The sequence below is a fragment of the Simplicispira piscis genome (genome assembly GCF_054783455.1).
On record NZ_BAAGQN010000007.1, the window covers coordinates 450,847 to 467,440 of the forward strand.

At 61.4% G+C, this 16,594-nt stretch carries 16 protein-coding genes; 14 read left to right on the plus strand and 2 right to left on the minus strand.

Translation table 11 applies throughout. The annotated features are described in order from the left end of the window. Positions 1 to 56: 56 nt before the first annotated feature. Genes ACYVOC_RS05435 through ACYVOC_RS05445 form a run of 3 tightly spaced genes read left to right on the plus strand, consistent with a single transcriptional unit; the run spans position 57 to position 2,548 of the window. A complete protein-coding gene (locus tag ACYVOC_RS05435) occupies positions 57 to 1,052 on the plus strand; it encodes a TlyA family RNA methyltransferase (RefSeq protein WP_461161104.1) in 996 nt (331 codons plus the stop codon). Continuing rightward, positions 1,049 to 1,906 carry a methylenetetrahydrofolate reductase [NAD(P)H] gene (gene metF, locus ACYVOC_RS05440; RefSeq protein WP_116002908.1) on the plus strand — a complete coding sequence of 286 codons (858 nt, stop codon included), beginning with the start codon at positions 1,049 to 1,051 and terminating at the stop codon, positions 1,904 to 1,906. Before ACYVOC_RS05435 ends, metF begins: the two co-directional genes overlap by 4 nt. A 48-nt stretch (positions 1,907 to 1,954) precedes the next feature. Next, entirely contained in the window at positions 1,955 to 2,548 is a 594-nt protein-coding gene (locus tag ACYVOC_RS05445) for a hypothetical protein (protein WP_461161105.1), read from the plus strand. A gap of 31 nt (positions 2,549 to 2,579) precedes the next feature. Here ACYVOC_RS05445 and ACYVOC_RS05450 read toward each other — a convergent pair whose 3' ends face one another. Next, a complete protein-coding gene (locus tag ACYVOC_RS05450) occupies positions 2,580 to 3,473 on the minus strand; it encodes a 23S rRNA (adenine(2030)-N(6))-methyltransferase RlmJ (protein WP_461161106.1) in 894 nt (297 codons plus the stop codon). Positions 3,474 to 3,702: 229 nt separating this feature from the next. Between ACYVOC_RS05450 and ACYVOC_RS05455 the strand changes: the two genes are divergently transcribed. Further along, complete coding sequence (locus ACYVOC_RS05455) at positions 3,703 to 5,679, plus strand: serine/threonine protein kinase (protein ID WP_461161107.1); 1,977 nt, start codon at positions 3,703 to 3,705, stop codon at positions 5,677 to 5,679. Continuing rightward, positions 5,676 to 6,671, plus strand: coding sequence for a LysR substrate-binding domain-containing protein (locus ACYVOC_RS05460; RefSeq protein WP_461161108.1), 996 nt, complete (start codon positions 5,676 to 5,678; stop codon positions 6,669 to 6,671). The genes ACYVOC_RS05455 and ACYVOC_RS05460 overlap by 4 nt, the downstream gene beginning before the upstream one ends. Here ACYVOC_RS05460 and ACYVOC_RS05465 read toward each other — a convergent pair. Continuing rightward, on the minus strand, positions 6,632 to 7,873 hold the full coding sequence (locus tag ACYVOC_RS05465) for a D-amino acid dehydrogenase (RefSeq protein ID WP_461161109.1): 1,242 nt from the start codon (positions 7,871 to 7,873) through the stop codon (positions 6,632 to 6,634). The two genes, ACYVOC_RS05460 and ACYVOC_RS05465, sit on opposite strands and share 40 nt — an antisense overlap. Positions 7,874 to 8,031: 158 nt before the next feature. Between ACYVOC_RS05465 and ACYVOC_RS05470 the strand changes: the two genes are divergently transcribed. The 9 genes from ACYVOC_RS05470 to erpA all read left to right on the plus strand — a co-directional run bounded on the left by ACYVOC_RS05470 (position 8,032) and on the right by erpA (position 16,548). Continuing rightward, positions 8,032 to 9,372 carry an aspartate aminotransferase family protein gene (locus tag ACYVOC_RS05470; RefSeq protein ID WP_461161110.1) on the plus strand — a complete coding sequence of 447 codons (1,341 nt, stop codon included), beginning with the start codon at positions 8,032 to 8,034 and terminating at the stop codon, positions 9,370 to 9,372. Positions 9,373 to 9,410: 38 nt separating this feature from the next. Further along, positions 9,411 to 10,385: a TAXI family TRAP transporter solute-binding subunit gene (locus tag ACYVOC_RS05475; RefSeq protein ID WP_461161111.1), complete on the plus strand. Its 975-nt coding sequence runs from the start codon at positions 9,411 to 9,413 to the stop codon at positions 10,383 to 10,385. A 92-nt stretch (positions 10,386 to 10,477) separates the two neighbouring features. Then, on the plus strand, positions 10,478 to 13,081 hold the full coding sequence (locus ACYVOC_RS05480) for a TRAP transporter permease (RefSeq protein WP_461161112.1): 2,604 nt from the start codon (positions 10,478 to 10,480) through the stop codon (positions 13,079 to 13,081). Continuing rightward, positions 13,078 to 13,719 (plus strand): arylsulfatase, encoded by a 642-nt coding sequence (locus ACYVOC_RS05485; RefSeq protein WP_461161113.1) that lies wholly within the window; start codon positions 13,078 to 13,080, stop codon positions 13,717 to 13,719. The genes ACYVOC_RS05480 and ACYVOC_RS05485 overlap by 4 nt, the downstream gene beginning before the upstream one ends. Positions 13,720 to 13,938: 219 nt before the next feature. Then, positions 13,939 to 14,367: a 50S ribosomal protein L13 gene (rplM, locus tag ACYVOC_RS05490; RefSeq protein WP_116002914.1), complete on the plus strand. Its 429-nt coding sequence runs from the start codon at positions 13,939 to 13,941 to the stop codon at positions 14,365 to 14,367. An 11-nt stretch (positions 14,368 to 14,378) separates the two neighbouring features. Beyond that, positions 14,379 to 14,771, plus strand: coding sequence for a 30S ribosomal protein S9 (gene rpsI / locus ACYVOC_RS05495; RefSeq protein WP_116002915.1), 393 nt, complete (start codon positions 14,379 to 14,381; stop codon positions 14,769 to 14,771). 176 nt (positions 14,772 to 14,947) lie between these two features. Continuing rightward, positions 14,948 to 15,676: a DUF6776 family protein gene (locus ACYVOC_RS05500; RefSeq protein ID WP_116002916.1), complete on the plus strand. Its 729-nt coding sequence runs from the start codon at positions 14,948 to 14,950 to the stop codon at positions 15,674 to 15,676. A gap of 52 nt (positions 15,677 to 15,728) precedes the next feature. Continuing rightward, complete coding sequence (locus ACYVOC_RS05505) at positions 15,729 to 16,127, plus strand: bactofilin family protein (RefSeq protein WP_116002917.1); 399 nt, start codon at positions 15,729 to 15,731, stop codon at positions 16,125 to 16,127. Positions 16,128 to 16,185: 58 nt separating this feature from the next. Next, positions 16,186 to 16,548, plus strand: coding sequence for an iron-sulfur cluster insertion protein ErpA (gene erpA / locus ACYVOC_RS05510; protein ID WP_116002918.1), 363 nt, complete (start codon positions 16,186 to 16,188; stop codon positions 16,546 to 16,548). Positions 16,549 to 16,594: the final 46 nt, after the last annotated feature.

Sequence of the window (16,594 nt, forward strand, 5' to 3'; positions counted from 1 at the left end):
AATAGCTGCAACCGCTTGCTGTGCAAGCGGTTGAGTCGAATTTTTCTCAAAATATTATGCGTGCTGATGTCTTTTTGGTGGAGAGCGGGCTGGCCAGTACCCGCTCGCAGGCCCAGCGCCTGATCGCCAGCGGGGTGCAGTGGCGCCTGGCTGCGTCCGCACCCTGGAACCGCGTGGTCAAAAATGGCGACGAGATTCCGGCCGGAGCCGAGGTGTGCCTGCTGCAGGAGGCCGAGGCCGAGGCGCGGTTTGTCTCGCGTGGCGGGCTCAAGCTCGAAGCCGCACTGCGGCACGTCGGGCTGGCGGTGCAGGATTTTCAGTGCCTGGATGTGGGCCAGTCCACCGGGGGGTTTACGCATTGCCTGCTGGAGCACGGTGCACACCGGGTGGTGGGCGTCGATGTGGGCCATGGCCAGTTGCATGCGCAACTGCGCCAGGACCCGCGCGTGGTGTGCCTCGAAGGGCTTAATGCGCGGGCGCTGACACCGGCCTCACTGCAAGAGGCCTGGGAGGCAGCAGGATCCGATACGGTGGCGCCAGCGGAAAAAGAAGACGACACACCGCCCGATAACCCCTATCGCTGGATGTCGGGCGATGGCGAGGTGTCGGACTACGACGACAGCGATGATGTGCGTGACGAGGATGTCGAGGTCGCGCTGGCCCGTGGCCAAGCCCCGCAGGAAAGCCCTGTGGCGGCAGAGGCTTCCCGCCGCCAAGCTGCCTTGGCAGGCCACGGCATTACGCCGTTGTTTGAACTGATTACGGGTGACCTGTCCTTTATCTCGCTCACGCTGGTACTGCCTGCGCTGGTGCCGCTGCTGGCCCCGGACGGCCATGTGCTGATGCTGGTCAAACCACAGTTTGAACTGCAGCCGGGCCAAGTGGGCAAAGGGGGGATCGTGCGGGATGCCGCGCTGTATACGGTGGTGGAGCAGCGCCTGCGCGCCTGCTGTGCCGATGTGGGTCTTGCCGTACAGGACTGGTTTGATAGCCCGATTGCGGGCGGCGACGGCAACCGAGAATTTTTTGTTTTTGCAAGGAAGGCCGCATGACCGCCACCAATGCAGCACGCCCCGGCCTGCCGGTGAGCGTGGAGTTTTTCCCCCCCAAGACACCCGAAGGCGCCGACAAGCTGCGCACCGTGCGCCAGCAGCTTTATGCGCTGCAGCCCCAGTTCTGCTCCGTCACCTACGGCGCGGGTGGCTCCACCCAGCAGGGCACTTTTGACACGGTGCAGGCCATTTTGCAGGAGGGCGTCGACGCAGCTTCGCATTTCTCTTGCATTGGTGCCACGCGCGCCTCGGTGCGGGAACAGCTGGCGACACTCAAAGCCATGGGTGTGCGGCGCCTGGTGGCGCTGCGCGGTGATTTGCCCAGCGGCTATGGCATGGGTGGAGAGTTCCACTACGCCAGCGACCTGGTGGCCTTCATCCGGGCAGAAACGGGGCGCGACTTCCACATCGAAGTGGCCGCCTACCCCGAGATACATCCGCAGGCCCGCTCGCCCGAGGCCGACCTCAAGGCCTATGCCGCCAAGGTGCAGGCGGGTGCCGATGCCGCTATTACCCAGTATTTTTACAGCGGCGATGCCTACCTGCGCTTTGTGGACGAGGCGCGGCGCCTGGGCGCCGATGTGCCCGTGGTGCCCGGCATCATGCCGATCACCAGCTCCACGCAACTCATGCGGTTTTCGGACGCCTGCGGTGCCGAGATCCCACGTTGGGTGCGTCTGCGTCTGCAGGGTTTTGGCGACGATGTGGCCTCGATCCGTGCGTTCGGGCTGGACGTGGTCACGGCCCTGTGTGAGCGCCTGCGCGCTGAAGGCGCACCGGCGCTGCATTTTTACACCATGAACCAGAGCGCGGCCACCCTGGAAATCAGCCGCCGCCTTGGTCTGCTCCGGTAACATGCCGGTTTTGATTTTTGCCGTGCTCCGATGAGATCTGTAATTGCTTTGCTGCTGGCCGCTGGTGGTGGCCTGGCAGCGTCTGATGTCACCGCTCAAACGCGCTACCACTGCCGGGATGACAGCGGAAATACTTTCGTTCTGTCCCGCCCCTGTCCGCCGAACGCACGCACGACGGCTGCGGTGTCCGGGTCGGCGCCGTCGTCCTATGGTCGCAGCAGCAATAGCTACTCCACCGCGGTGCGGGTGCCCACCGAAGAGCCGGAACACTACCAGTACATGAGTGCGCGCTGCCGTTCGCTGGACAGCGGCATCCGTTCCGCTTATTCGCGTGGCATCAAACCTGATGTGGTGGAAGGCATGCGGCGCGAATACAAGCGCGACTGTCGTGAGCAGGAGCAGGAGGCTTATTCACAGCTGTCGGATGAACGGCGAGAGGTGAAAAAGCAGCGCCGCGAGGAAGAAAAAACGGCCCAATTGGTCGGCCAGAGCCAGCGTGAGCAGGAGCAGCGTTTCGCGGAGCAGTGTGCCGAATCGCGTCGCATCATTGCGACCAAACGCGCGCGCACGGACCTCTCTGCGGGAGAGCGCAATGAGCTCAGCCGTTTCGAGGACGCCTTCCTCGCTCGTTGCAAGCGCTGATCGACAGGCCCGCCCTTGCCTGTGGGGCGGATCAGCTGCCTGATTCGAGCGTGTGGGTCGCGTTGCGATCCTGCCCCAGCCGTTCCACCAACTGCGGTAGCGCCTGTTGCAGACCCGCTTTCAGGGTGTGGGGCGGGTTGATGAGGAACATGCCGCTGGCGGGTAAGCCCGGGCGCTGCGTTTCGCCCTGAGCGTTCTCGGTGATTTTGCTGGATTTCACCGTGAGCGTGGCGTGCAGCCAGCTCTTGCCTGCCTTCTGCGCCATGGTCTTGAGTCTGCGGGGCAGGTCGTGGGCTTCGGGGCGCGGAATGATGGGGTACCAGACCGCATAGGTGCCTGTGGCAAAGCGCTTGAGTCCGTCTTGCACCATGTCCAGCACCTTGCTGTAGTCGCTCTTTATTTCATAGCTGGGATCGCACAGCAGCAAAGCGCGGCGGGCCGGTGGAGGTAAAAATTTCTTGACCCCCTCGAAACCATCCTCGTGCAGCACGGCCACCTGGCGCCCCGCGTCAAGCTGGGCCACATTGCCTGCCAGAGCACGCAAGTCGGTGGGATGCAGTTCAAACAGCTTGAGCTTGTCGTGCGCGCGCAGCAGGCGCTGGATGATGAAGGGTGAGCCCGGATAGACTTTGGTGCTGCTGCCCTGGTTGAATGTGCGCACCAGGTCCACATAGTTTTGCAGCATCGGCGCCAAGGCTTCGCCCGGAGTGTCGGCGGCGGTGAGGCGCAGGATGCCCTCTCTGGCCTCGCCACTGGTGCGTGCGTAGTCACCGTCCAGTCGGTACAGGCCTGCGCCGGCATGGGTGTCCAGCACGGTCAAGGCGGCATCCTTCTCGGTCAGGTATTGCAGGGCGGCAATCAGCATTGTGTGCTTGAGCACATCGGCGTGGTTGCCTGCATGGAAGGCGTGGCGGTAACTGAACATGCTCCAATGGTAACCATGCGGCTGGTGTTTGCTGTTTGCTCCGAATCTTGAGGGTGGGATGACCCTGTGTGTGTGAGGCTCAAGGGTGGGCACAATCGGCACTATTTCGCTGTCACTGACGTTTTTTTGCAGCCAAGATGCGTTTTGTTGCGTCGGGCGGGTTTCTGTGAGGCGATGATTGCGCCTTAATCATCTTCTGGGTTGCCCATCCATCCCTTGTCCTTCTGCCATGAATGTTCGCTCCACTTCTGCGCCCGCTCCAGGGGCGCTCCATGTTGATGCACTGCCGGTGGGCACGCGCCTTGGCGAGTTCGAGATCCTCGCGCTGCTGGGCGTGGGAGGATTCGGCATGGTGTACCGGGCGTTCGACCACTCTCTGCACCGGGCCGTGGCTATCAAGGAGTTCATGCCTGCGGCGCTGGTCGCCCGTACGGACGATGGCTCACTGCTCGCGCGCTCGCCCGCCGACCAGTCGGCATTTATGGCCGGCTTGAAGTCTTTTGTGGGCGAGGCACGCCTGCTGGCACAGTTCGATCATCCATCGCTCGTCAAGGTGTTCCGCTTCTGGGAAGCCAACAACACCGCTTACATGGTCATGCCCTTGTACACCGGCATGACCTTCAAGCAGGCGCGCGCGCAAATGCGCACCCCGCCGCCCGAGGCCTGGCTGCGCAAGGTGCTGTGGTGCGTGCTGGGGGCGCTGCGTGAACTGCATGATGGGCAAACTTTGCACCGCGATGTGTCGCCTGACAACCTTTTTCTGCAGGATATCGGGCCCCCGGTGCTGCTTGATCTGGGGGCTGCGCGCCATGCGATCAATGACCGGGACCACAAACACACCGCCGTTCTGAAGGTGAACTACGCGCCCATCGAGCAATACGCTGATGGCGATGCCGATCTGGCCCAGGGGCCCTGGAGTGATCTGTACTCACTGGCCGCCGTAGTGCACGGTTGCCTGTGCAACGATACGCCACTGCCTTCCACCCTGCGTTCGATCCGAGACCGTATGGTGCCGTTCTCCCGTGTAGCCAAAACAGTTTTTCGCCAGTTCGGGCAAGAATATTCGCCCGCCTTCGTGGCAGCCATCTCCCAGTCTCTGGCACTCAATCCCCGGGACCGTCCGCAGAGCATCGATGCCTTCCTGCAGATCATGGAGATGACGACCCCACCTGAAGGGGTGGAACATTTTGATTTTCGCTCCGATCTGGGTGACATCTGGGTCGAACCCACCGACCAGCCAGGCCCGGGCCATGTGGTGCCTACGGTGGATGTGACCTCGGAGATGAAAGAAAAACTCCGGCAATCATCCTCTCCTGGGCCCCTGGCTCCTGCCGCAGCGGTGGCTGCACCACTGTCGGTACCGGTGGATACCGCCAAGGTGTGCAGCCCGGTGCAGGACGCCATCCTTCTCCCTGACGCAGCCGATACAGTGTTCCTGGATGCGGGTGATACGGTGGCCATGGAAGACATTGCCGACAGCCGTTTTCTGGATCCGGACCCGGCGCACGGTATCCACGCGGCCGGTGTGGCGGGACGGCAAAAGCCAGGCCTGGAGAAAGTGCATGCCCATAGCCCCTCGCAAAAGGCGGCCGCACGGGCGGCCAAGGAGGCAGGTCGCACGCGCGAAAAAACCGCAGCACGTCCCTTGGGCATGACGTGGCTGGTCATGGCCGGTGTCTTTGTCGTCGTGGCGGCGGCTGCAGCCTATGGCTGGCGCAGCCGTGCCCCGGCACCTGTGGAAGCGATCATTACCGAGTTAAAACCTCCGGTAGAAGCATCGCCACCCCTGGCGGTGCAGCAGAACGTCGCTGAGCCGGCCTCTGATCCCACAGCCGCACAAGCGGCCGCCAGCGAGCCTGCGGTCATTGTGGAACCGTCCCCCGCCTTTGTGGCCACGGACGATCCACGCGCGGTTTCCAAGTCGCCGCCGCGAGCGACCCGAACAACCAAAGTCGTCAAAGAGCAGCCCGCGCCGGTGTCCAGCCCTGCACCAGCCCCCGAGCCCGCGCCCGCCCCTCCCCCGGAGCCGCCAGCACCTAAGCCTGCACCGCGTCCGCCAGCACCCCTGTGCGAGAACACCAATGTGTTCACCCGCAGCATGTGTCTGCGTGAAGAGTGTCGCAAGCCGGGCAATGCAGGCCGCGCGGCCTGTGTTGAGTTCCGTAAGGCCATGGAACCTCTGGAGCGTAGTAACTTTGCCAATTGAGCCGCCTGCTGTCGATGCGTCTGCGCCATATTGAAGTTTTCAACGCAGTCATGGTCACTGGCAGCGTCAGCGGCGCTGCGCGTCTGATCAACATCACCCAGCCGGCCGTCAGCCGCACTCTCAAGCACGCCGAGTTGCAATTGGGCTTCCCGTTGTTTGAACGGGTGGGGGGGCGGCTTGTGGCCACGGCTGAGGCGCGCAGCCTGTTCCCGCTGGTAGATAGGCTGTTCACCGATCTCGGCGAAGTCCGTCGATTGGCGCAAGGCCTGCGCACCGCAGACAGTGTCAAGGAGTTGCGCGTGCAGACTGTTCTGGCTTTGAGTTACGAGGTATTCCCCGCTGCGGTTCAGCGTTTTCGGGCGCAGCATCCTTCGGTGGTCATTCACCATGCGGCCTTGCATTCGCCGCAAATCGTGGATGCCCTGGTGTTGCAGGAGGCGGATGTCGGTTTCCTCTTCGGTGCACCGTCTCATCCCGCGCTGACGGAAGAATGCCTGGCCAGTCAGACCCTTGTGTGCGTGGTGCCCAAGGGTCTGCTGTCACCGGCTCAAAGCGTGGCTGGTGTGCTGGGGGTGCGCGATCTTGTCGGTCTGCCGGTGATCGGCCTGGATGCGCGCGACCCCATGGGGCGGATGTTGGCCCATGCGCTGGGGGACACTGATCCTGAGCTGCACCCGGTGATGGTGGTGCAAACTTACCATGTTGCCCTTGCGCTGGCCCACCACGGAGTGGGGGTAGCCATCGTGGAGGCTTGTACCGCCCAATCGGCCGATGGCAACCGCGTCGAGGTGCTGGCGTTTGAGCCGGCAGTGCAGACCTTTGTGCATGCTTTGCGGCCTTCTGCGCGGCCGCACTCACAGCTCGTGCGCGCCTTTACCGACTGTATGCGCCAGGCGCTGACGCACATGCCTGGCGTACGTGCCATTCCAGCAGGCGCTTCACCAGGTAGCAATCAGCGATCCGCAGCGCGCAGGGGTGCGAGCAAGGCCTGAGCCGTACCAAAGGCCAGGGTAAAACCCAGTGCACCATGGCCGGTGTTGAACAACAGGTTGGCGGGTGCGCGGCACAGTGTGCCGACGATGGGCAGACCTGTGGGCGTTGCCGGCCGCAATCCGGCCCAGCGGTCCAGGGCTCCGTAGTCGCTGGCATACGGAAAAATCTCACGCCCTGCCGCCAGCAGCGCCGTGATACGTGCGTCCGGGATGTGGGTGTCGTTGCCCACCAGCTCCGCCATGCCTGCAATGCGCAAACGATCGCCTAGACGGGCAAACACAATTTTGCGCGCAGCATCTGTCACGTTGACCTGCGGTGCGGCAGCGCGTTCGGCTGCCGCTTGCACTGTGACGCTGTAGCCCTTGAGTGGATATACCGGCAGTCGAATGCCCAGGTCACGGGCCAAGCGCACAGATCCTGTTGCCATGGCCAGTACGAACGCATCGGCTTCAATCGCGCCGACCGAGCTTTGTGCCGCGCACACACGGCCGCCGTTGGTCACCAAACGGGTGACCTCGGTGGCCATCAGGAAACGCACGCCGCGTGCACGCAGGGCAGTTTCTAGCCCTTCACACACCTTGAAGCAGTCGGCTGCGCATTCGCTGGGGGTATGGATGGCCCCTGCAATGCGCGGCGCCTGGGATTGCAGGGCGGGTTCGATGGTGACGCATTGCTCCGCTGTCACAGCCTCCTGCACACTGCCGAGTGCGCGCTGCAGCAGCATCTGGCGCTGTGCGCTGGCAAACGAGGCCGCATCAGCGTAAAGCACCAGTTTGCCGGTGGCTGAGAAGTCGCAGGCCAGGCCTGTTTGCGCCATCATGGCGTTGAAACCGGCACGGCTGCTCGCCGCCAGTGCCAGCAAAGCCTCTGTGGTGCGACGCGACACATCGTCGCGACAGGCAGCCAAAAACTGCAAGCCCCAAGCCCACTGCGCTGGATCGGCCTGGATGCGCAGTTTGAGTGGTGAATCGCTGGTGAGCAGCAGTTTGGGAAGCTGCCTCCAGATGGAAGCGTCGGCCAGTGGCTGCACATACGAGTAACTTAGTTGCGCGCCATTGGCGCGACTGGCTCCGGCGCCACTGGTTGCTCGGTCCACCACAGTGACCTCATAGCCCTGGTGCGCAAGTTCCCATGCAGTGGCCAAGCCGACAATGCCAGCGCCGAGGACGACAACGGAACGCGGGGAATTTCCTTGAATCATCGGCCCATGCTAGGGCGCGGGCGACGCCGTGTCGAATGCCGATCGGAGCGAAATCCATGCCCGGATCTTATGGGTGGTATGAGCTTTCGTTATGGAATGAAGATCAATTGGCATACGTCGTGGGCGAGCAACGTCCTAAACTTGTCGGCATGCCTACCATGCCCTCGCCAGCTGCTTCCACCCACGTTTTTCACCGCCATCTGCATACCACTCCACCGCGTGCGGTGTCGGGCGAGGGTGTGTACTTGGTGGATTCACAGGGGCGTCGTTACCTGGATGCTTGTGGCGGTGCTGCGGTGTCGTGCCTGGGCCATGGACACCCGGAAGTTCTGGAGGCCATGCACCGCCAGATTGACCAATTGGCGTACGCGCATACGAGTTTTTTTACCACCGAAGTGGCGGAAACGCTGGCCGATCAACTGGTGCGTACGGCGCCTCCGGGTATGAGCCATGCGTATTTTGTCAGCGGCGGCTCGGAGGCCATGGAGGCCGCTATGAAGCTGGCGCGCCAGTATTTCGTCGAAACCGGTGAGCCGGAGCGGCGCCATTTCATTGCCCGTCGGCAAAGCTACCACGGCAACACACTGGGCGTGTTGGCTGTGGGGGGCAATGCATGGCGCAGAGCGCCGTTCGCGCCGTTGCTGGTGGAGGCGACCCATGTGTCGCCCTGCTATCCCTATCGGGAACAACGGGACCATGAAACCCCTGAGCAATACGGCTTGCGCCTGGCGCGTGAGCTAGACGAAACCATCGTGCGCCTTGGGCCCAAAAGCGTGATTGCGTTTGTGGCTGAAACCGTGGGCGGCGCCACAGCGGGTGTGCTTGTGCCGGTGCCGGGCTATTTTCATGCCGTGCGTGAGGTGTGTGACCGCCACGGCGTGTTGCTGATTCTTGATGAGGTCATGTGTGGGATGGGTCGTACCGGCAGCCTGCATGCCTGCACTAAGGAAGGTGTGGTGCCGGACATAGAAGCCATCGCCAAAGGCCTGGGCGGTGGTTATCAGCCGATTGGTGCGGTGCTGGCACAGCACCGCATCGTCGACGCCATCGGGCAGGGTAGTGGATTTTTCCAGCACGGCCACACCTATCTGGGCCACCCGGTGGCGTGCGCGGCTGCGCTGGCGGTGCAAACCATTATCGAGCGCGATGGCCTGGTGCAGCGCGTGGCCAGTGCGGGCGCCCATTTCGGTGGCCTGTTGCGCCAGGCGCTGGGCACGCATCCGAACGTAGGCGACATCCGTGGACGTGGGTTTTTTTGGGGCGTTGAACTCGTGCGTGACCGGAAATCAAAAACGCCGTTTGAGCCGGCCCTGCGTTTGCACGCGCAGGTGAAGAGACAGGCGATGTCGCATGGCTTGATGGTTTACCCCATGGGCGGAACGGTCAATGGATGCGATGGTGATCACATCTTGTTGGCGCCACCTTTTGTGGCCAGTGACGCGGAGCTGGCACAGATAGTGGGCCTGCTCGCCGAGTCCATTTTCGCATCGCTGCCTTGATGGTGTCGGCCCCGTTTTTTTTGAAGGAGAGACCAAAGATGAAGATGAAATTTTCCTTGAGTATGTTGGCCGCTTCCGTGGGCCTTGCTGCTTCAATGATGGCGCCCGGGGCCATCGCTCAACCGAAGTTCGTGACCATCGGCACTGGCGGCGTCACGGGCGTCTATTACGCTGCGGGTGGGGCCATCTGTCGCCTGATGAACAAGGATCGGTCCAAACACGGCATCCGTTGCTCTGTTGAATCGACGGGCGGCTCTGTATTCAACGTGAATACCATCCGTGCTGGCGAACTCGACTTCGGTGTCGCGCAGTCTGACGTGCAATACAACGCTGACAAAGGCCTTAAACAATTCGAAAAAGACGGTCCCTACAAGGAACTGCGCTCGGTGTTCTCATTGCACCCCGAACCGATCACGATCCTGGCACGCAAGGAAGCCAACATCAAGTCGATTGAAGATTTGAAAGGCAAGCGTTTCAATATTGGCAATCCAGGCTCGGGCACTCGTGCTGCGGCCGAGGAGTTGATTGCGGCGCTGGGATGGAAGAACTCTGACTTTGCTTTGGCGTCAGAGCTCAAGGCCGACGAACACGGCGCGGCGCTGTGTGACAACAAGATCGATGCATTCCTCTATGGCGTCGGCCACCCCTCGGCCAACATCCAGGATCCGACTACGACCTGTGGCGCTCAACTGGTGCCGGTGACGGGCCCGGCCGTGGACAAGCTGGTGGCAACTGCACCCTATTACGCCAAGGTTGAGATCCCCGCAGTGTATGCGGGCAATCCGAAGCCGACCCCGACGTATGGCGTGCTCGCTACGCTTGTCACGTCGAGCAAAGTGCCCGACAACGTCGTGTATGAACTCGTGAAGGTCGTCTTCGATAATTTCGATGACTTCAAGAAGCTGCATCCGGCTCTCGCGCACCTTGATCCCAAGGAAATGATCAAAAACGGTCTGAGTGCTCCGCTGCACCCCGGTGCTGTGAAGTACTACAAGGAAAAAGGCTGGATGTAATTCGCCCGGTTTCAGAAACGCCGGCATTCGCCGCGAAAAAGCTCTGATCTGTCAGGGCTTTTTTGTTTCAACCATGCACTGCGAGGATACGCATGACCCCCGCCAAAGAAACTTCTGCTCCACCGGCTGTTGACGTGCAGCAACTCGTCGTCGACAACGACTTTGGGGGGCGCTCGCCTGGCCCAGCGGTCGGGTTTTTTCTCCTTTGTGTCGCGCTCGCCTGGTCGCTGTTCCAGCTGTGGATCGCGTCGCCGCTCCCGTTTACTTTCGGTGTCCTGGTTTTCAACGACACGGAAAGCCGCGCCATTCACCTTGCTTTTGCCGTGTTTCTGGCTTATCTGTCGTACCCGGCCTTCAAGCGATCACCGCGCGAGCGGGTGCCGCTCACCGATTGGGTGTTGGGGGTGGTGGCGGCTTTTTGCGCCTCTTATCTATTTTTGTTTTATCGCGACATTGCCACCCGGCCCGGCAACCCGACCCAGATGGACATTTATACCGCCGTGGTCGGCATGGCGCTGTTGCTCGAAGCCACGCGCCGCGTGCTCGGTCTGCCGATGGTGGTCGTGGCGCTGGTGTTCTTGATATACACCTTTGGCGGGCGCTACATGCCCGACATGATTGCCCACCGGGGCTTTTCGCTGAACCGCGCCATGAGCCACCAGTGGTTGACCACCGAGGGTGTGTTCGGCGTCGCACTGGGTGTCTCCAGTGGTTTCATTTTCCTGTTTGTGCTGTTCGGCTCGCTGCTTGATAAGGCAGGTGCCGGCAACTACTTCATCAAATCTGCATTTGCCCTGCTGGGCCATATGCGCGGCGGTCCGGCCAAGGCTGCAGTGCTGTCGTCTGCTGCGACTGGCATCATTTCGGGCTCGTCGATTGCCAATGTGGTCACTACGGGTACCTTCACTATTCCGCTCATGAAGCGCGTGGGCTATCGGCCCGATCAGGCAGGTGCGGTGGAGGTGTCCAGCTCGGTCAACGGTCAGTTGATGCCGCCGGTGATGGGGGCTGCGGCCTTCCTGATGGTGGAGTACGTGGGTATTCCTTACGTCGAGGTGATGAAGCATGCTTTTCTGCCGGCCATCATTTCTTATATTGCGCTGCTGTACATCGTGCACATCGAGGCACTCAAAGCCAACATGGTGGGTCTGCCACGGCGTAGTACGGCTTCAGGGGGGGCTCGTCTGCTCTCGCTGGGGCTCACCGTGTCGGGGTTCTTCGTGCTGTGTGGGGTGGTGTATTGGGGTGTCGGTTGGGTGAAGGATGTCGCGGGGAGCGCAGCCATCTGGATCATTGGCGCAGCCCTGCTCGCCACCTATGTCGGGCTGCTGTGGTTTGGCTCGCGTCAGCCAGAATTGCCGCTTGATGACCCGAATGCACCGGTCTTTGAGTTGCCGGAAACGGCGCCGACCGTGAAGTCTGGCCTGCACTACCTGTTGGCCGTGGTGGTGCTCATCTGGTGTTTGATGGTTGAGCAGATGTCGCCTGGCCTTTCGGCGTTCTGGGCCACCATGTTCATCATCTTCGTGATGCTCACGCAAAAGCCGATCCTGGCCTATTTCCGTGGAACAGGTGCGCTCGGCGCGGCCGTCAAGCTGGGTGCCAGGGATCTGATCGAAGGTCTGGCTGCAGGCGCGCGCAACATGATCGGCATCGGTGTGGCGACGGCAGCGGCCGGCATCATCGTGGGCACGGTCTCGCTCACCGGTATTGGCCTGGTGATGACGGAAATCGTCGAATTGCTCTCCGGTGGCAACCTGATGCTGATGCTCTTCCTGGTAGCCATCATCAGCCTCATTCTGGGCATGGGCTTGCCCACGACAGCCAACTACATCGTAGTGTCGACCCTGATGGCTCCGGTGGTCGTTGAGCTGGGGGCGCAAAGCGGTCTCATCGTTCCGCTGATCGCTGTGCATTTGTTTGTCTTCTATTTCGGGTTGATGGCTGATGTGACGCCGCCGGTGGGGCTTGCCTCTTTTGCGGCAGCGGCGATTGCGCGCACCGACCCAATCAAAACAGGCATCACCGCGTTCCTCTACAGCATGCGCACGGCCATCTTGCCGTTCCTGTTCATCTTCAATACCCAATTGCTGATGATCGGCATCACCGGGCCGGTTCACTTTGCTCTCACGGTGATCAGCGCAGTCATGGCGATGCTGGTGTTTGCTGCCGCCACGCAGGGCTACTTCCTGGTGCGCAGCCGTTGGTGGGAGACCATCGCCCTGTTGCTGATTACGTTCACACTGTTTCGGCCGGGCTTCTGGTGGGACATGGTGTATCCGCCGTTCCAGGAGGTGCCTGCGGCGCAGATGGGCCAGATGATTGAAGAAGCGCCTGCTGGTGCGAGTAAACGCGTCTGGATTGAAGGCACTAACACGGACGGTAAGGATGTTCGCAAAGGCGTGCTGCTGCCACTTGGCGCGCCGGGCACGGTGCGCGAGCGCCTGGGCAGTACCGGCGTGAGCGCCATCGCCCAGGGCAGCGAACTGCTCATCACCAATGTGAAGTTCCGCAGTGTGGGAGAAAAGCTGGGTATTGAGCAGGGTTATCGCATCGTCTCTGTCGAAGTACCCGCCGATCGGCCTGACAAAGAGTGGATGTTTCTGCCCGCGCTGGCCTTGCTGTTACTCGTGATTGCTGTTCAGCGTCGTCGACTTTTGCTGCGGGACCACAAGCTGGCAAGGGGCGCGGCATGACGCGGATTGCCCTCATCCATGCGCTGGCGCATTCGGTGGCGCCCATCAATGACGAGATGGCGCAAGCGTGGCCTGAAGCACAGCGTATGAACCTGCTCGACGACAGTCTCTCAAGCGACCTTGCCCAACGCGGCCAAGGACTGGATGCGGCGATGCATCGCCGCTTTGAGGTGCTCGCAGACTATGCCGTGGGTACGGGCGCGCAGGCGATTTTGTTCACCTGTTCAGCCTTTGGGCCGTGCATTGAGGGTGTTGCACGCAGGCATGCAGGCATTCCTGTCCTGAAACCCAACGAAGCCATGGTGCAGGAGGCTGTGGACCTGGGCGGGCGGGTCGGGCTGGTCGCGTCGTTCGCACCGACACTCGTCAGCATGCCGCCCGAGTTTCCGGCGCAGCTTGACCTGCGGTGTGCGCTGGCAGCGGCCGCTCTGGAGTCCCTCCACCAGGGTGATCTGGCGGCGCATGACCGGGCGGTCGTGGCCGTGGCGCGGGAACTGGCTGCAGCTGGATGCTCGGTGATTGCGCTGGCGCAGTTCAGCATGGCCCGTGCTGCGCCTGCCGTGCGCGATGCGCTGGGATTGCCGGTTCTGACAACGCCAGAAAGCGCTGTGCGTGCGCTGCGCGCCCGCCTCGCGTGACTGCTTTTGAAAGTCACTTGGCATAAGCGCGCGGTCTTTGTATAATGACAGGCTTCGCAGCGCTTGCGTGCTCCGCGGCGAAGTGTGAGTGCGGTCCTTGGGCCGTGTTTGCAAGTACCACCTAAGAGGTTTCCGCTCAGAGAAACGCCGACCGTGGAAAAGAGCGCCAAGGACACCGGCCCCTTTTTAGGCCGGTCAAGCCCTCGAAAGAGAAAACTCATGTCTACATTCAGCGCCAAACCCGCTGAGGTCGTGCACGAGTGGTTTGTGATTGACGCCACCGATAAGGTGCTCGGCCGGGTAGCCAGCGAAGTTGCCCTCCGTCTGCGCGGCAAACACAAAGCCATTTACACGCCTCACGTTGATACCGGTGATTTCATCGTCATCATCAACGCCGCAAAAATCAAGGTCACCGGCACCAAGTCGATCGACAAGGTGTACTACCGTCATTCGGGTTATCCCGGCGGTATTACGGCCACGAACTTCCGCGACATGCAATCCAAGCACCCCGGCCGCGCGCTGGAGAAGGCTGTCAAGGGCATGCTGCCCAAGGGCCCGCTCGGATACGCGATGATCAAGAAACTCAAGGTGTACGGTGGTGCTGAGCATCCCCACACCGCCCAACAGCCCAAAGTGCTGGAACTGTAAGGAGCCTTGAGATGATTGGTGAATGGAACAATGGAACCGGCCGTCGCAAATCCAGCGTCGCCCGCGTGTTTCTGAAAAAAGGCTCTGGCAAGATCACAGTCAACGGCAAGGACATCCAGTCCTACTTCGGCCGTGAAACCTCGATCATGATCGCCAAGCAACCCCTGCTGCTGACCAACCACGCCGAAACCTTCGACGTGATGATCAATGTGCATGGCGGCGGTGAGTCCGGCCAGGCCGGCGCGGCCCGCCACGGCATCACCCGCGCCCTGATCGACTATGACGCAACGCTCAAGTCGGCCCTCAGCCAGGCTGGTTTCGTGACGCGCGATGCGCGCGAAGTCGAGCGTAAGAAAGTCGGCCTGCGTTCTGCACGCCGCGCCAAGCAGTTCTCCAAGCGTTAATCCGCTTTTTTACTGTTTTGCCCCAAACCGCATCCGGGTTATCCCGTTTGCGGTTTTTTCTTTTCTGGCGGATGGAGCCCAGTAGCCAGGGTATATTGCGGCACGCGCCGCATGCCTCGCCTCGCAGGGCGTGCACTGCCCGAGCCCGAACCACTGCACAGGAGAACGACGCCCCCATGCGTTTGCGATTGTTGCGCCGCCGCCTGACCATCAGTGCCCCCCGCATGGCGGTGCGCAGTGCCATGCCCTGGCCGCTGCGCTGGTTGTTTCTGGCGGTCGTACTCGGTCTTTGTGCTGCCGTGGCCTTGTGGGCTTTTGAATTTGGACGCTCCATTGCCGGTATTGACACGGTGAGCCGTGAAGAGCTGATTCGATTGCGTTCTGAGCTGGACCGTCTGCGTGAAGACAATCAGCTCCAGCAGTCGGTGGCTAACAGCTCGGACAGCTTGCTGGTCGCCGAGCGCACGGCGATGCAGCAACTGATGGCCCGTCTAAAGCAAGCCGAAGCTGAAAACATGGCCCTGCGGGAAGACTTGGGGTTTTTTGAGAAGCTCATCCCCGCCAACACTGGCAGCCTTAGCATGGCCATTCGGGGATTGCAGGCAGAAATGCGGGCGGACTCCCATCTGCGCTGGCAGGTGCTGGTGATGCGCCAAACCAAGAATGCCCCGGAATTCAAGGGCCGGCTAGAGCTGGTGCTGTCTGGCACGCGCGACGGCAAGCCCTGGAGCCAGACAGTATCCGATGCAGCGGTATTGCAGTTGCGCCAGTACCGCCGCTTGGAGGGGGTGGTCGATTTGCCGCTGCGGGCCATGGTAAAAACCGTCACCGCTCGCGTCATGGAGGGGGCCACCCTCCATGCTACGCAGACCGTAGTATTGGGCCAGGCCGCCGCCGCGCACTGATGCACACCGATTTGTTCGAATGCGTGCCCGTGCACGCCAAGGAGTCCGACCCATGTTTTCCCGCAACAAGCAACCACCCATCAAGAGCCTGATCGCCGAAGGCACCCGCATCGAAGGTAATGTGCACTTTACGGATGGCTTGCGCATTGATGGTGAAGTGGTGGGCGACGTGCGAGCCGCTTCAGACAAACCCGGGCTGCTGGTCATCTCGGCCTCGGCACGGGTCGACGGCGCGGTCTATGCCGACCATGTGATCGTCAACGGTCATATCAATGGCCCGTTGCATGCGGGCACCATGCTGGAGATGCAGCCCAAGGCGCGTATTGCTGGTGATGTGCACTACAAAACCTTGGAAATGCACCAGGGTGCCACCATCTGCGGGAAGATGATTCCTGCCGATATGGTGGTGGAAGAAATGCCCACACTGAAATTGGCGTCAAGCAAGCAGTGAACAGAAGAAACGGGGAGATTGCAGTAGCATCGTACCCAACCAGAATTGGAGTTCGCCCATGAGTGCCGTTGCCGAAAATATCCCCACCGAGATGCCTGATCCCATTATCTTCACCGAAAGTGCGGCGGCCAAGGTGGCAGATTTGATTGCCGAGGAAGGCAATCCGGAGCTCAAGCTGCGCGTTTTTGTGCAAGGCGGCGGCTGCTCGGGCTTCCAGTATGGCTTTACCTTTGACGAAATCACCAACGAAGACGATACGGTGATGACCAAGAACGGCGTTTCGCTGCTGATCGACGCCATGAGTTTCCAATACCTGGTGGGTGCCGAGATCGACTACAAGGAAGATCTGCAGGGCGCGCAGTTTGTTATCAAGAATCCGGGTGCCACCTCGACCTGCGGCTGCGGTTCCAGCTTCTCCTGAGCCTGGCTTTGCCAGGGTCGCTCGTGCCGCCGGGTGCGCAGGCTCC

Bases quoted from the DNA above. Each gene is read 5' to 3' on its own strand.
- ACYVOC_RS05435 (WP_461161104.1), top strand. From the start codon at position 57: ATGCGTGCTGATGTCTTTTTGGTGGAGAGCGGGCTGGCCAGTACCCGC.
- metF (WP_116002908.1), top strand. From the start codon at position 1,049: ATGACCGCCACCAATGCAGCACGCCCCGGCCTGCCGGTGAGCGTGGAG.
- ACYVOC_RS05450 (WP_461161106.1), bottom strand. From the start codon at position 3,473: ATGTTCAGTTACCGCCACGCCTTCCATGCAGGCAACCACGCCGATGTG.
- ACYVOC_RS05455 (WP_461161107.1), top strand. From the start codon at position 3,703: ATGAATGTTCGCTCCACTTCTGCGCCCGCTCCAGGGGCGCTCCATGTT.
- ACYVOC_RS05465 (WP_461161109.1), bottom strand. From the start codon at position 7,873: ATGATTCAAGGAAATTCCCCGCGTTCCGTTGTCGTCCTCGGCGCTGGC.
- ACYVOC_RS05470 (WP_461161110.1), top strand. From the start codon at position 8,032: ATGCCCTCGCCAGCTGCTTCCACCCACGTTTTTCACCGCCATCTGCAT.
- ACYVOC_RS05475 (WP_461161111.1), top strand. From the start codon at position 9,411: ATGAAGATGAAATTTTCCTTGAGTATGTTGGCCGCTTCCGTGGGCCTT.
- ACYVOC_RS05480 (WP_461161112.1), top strand. From the start codon at position 10,478: ATGACCCCCGCCAAAGAAACTTCTGCTCCACCGGCTGTTGACGTGCAG.
- ACYVOC_RS05485 (WP_461161113.1), top strand. From the start codon at position 13,078: ATGACGCGGATTGCCCTCATCCATGCGCTGGCGCATTCGGTGGCGCCC.
- rplM (WP_116002914.1), top strand. From the start codon at position 13,939: ATGTCTACATTCAGCGCCAAACCCGCTGAGGTCGTGCACGAGTGGTTT.
- rpsI (WP_116002915.1), top strand. From the start codon at position 14,379: ATGATTGGTGAATGGAACAATGGAACCGGCCGTCGCAAATCCAGCGTC.
- ACYVOC_RS05500 (WP_116002916.1), top strand. From the start codon at position 14,948: ATGCGTTTGCGATTGTTGCGCCGCCGCCTGACCATCAGTGCCCCCCGC.
- ACYVOC_RS05505 (WP_116002917.1), top strand. From the start codon at position 15,729: ATGTTTTCCCGCAACAAGCAACCACCCATCAAGAGCCTGATCGCCGAA.
- erpA (WP_116002918.1), top strand. From the start codon at position 16,186: ATGAGTGCCGTTGCCGAAAATATCCCCACCGAGATGCCTGATCCCATT.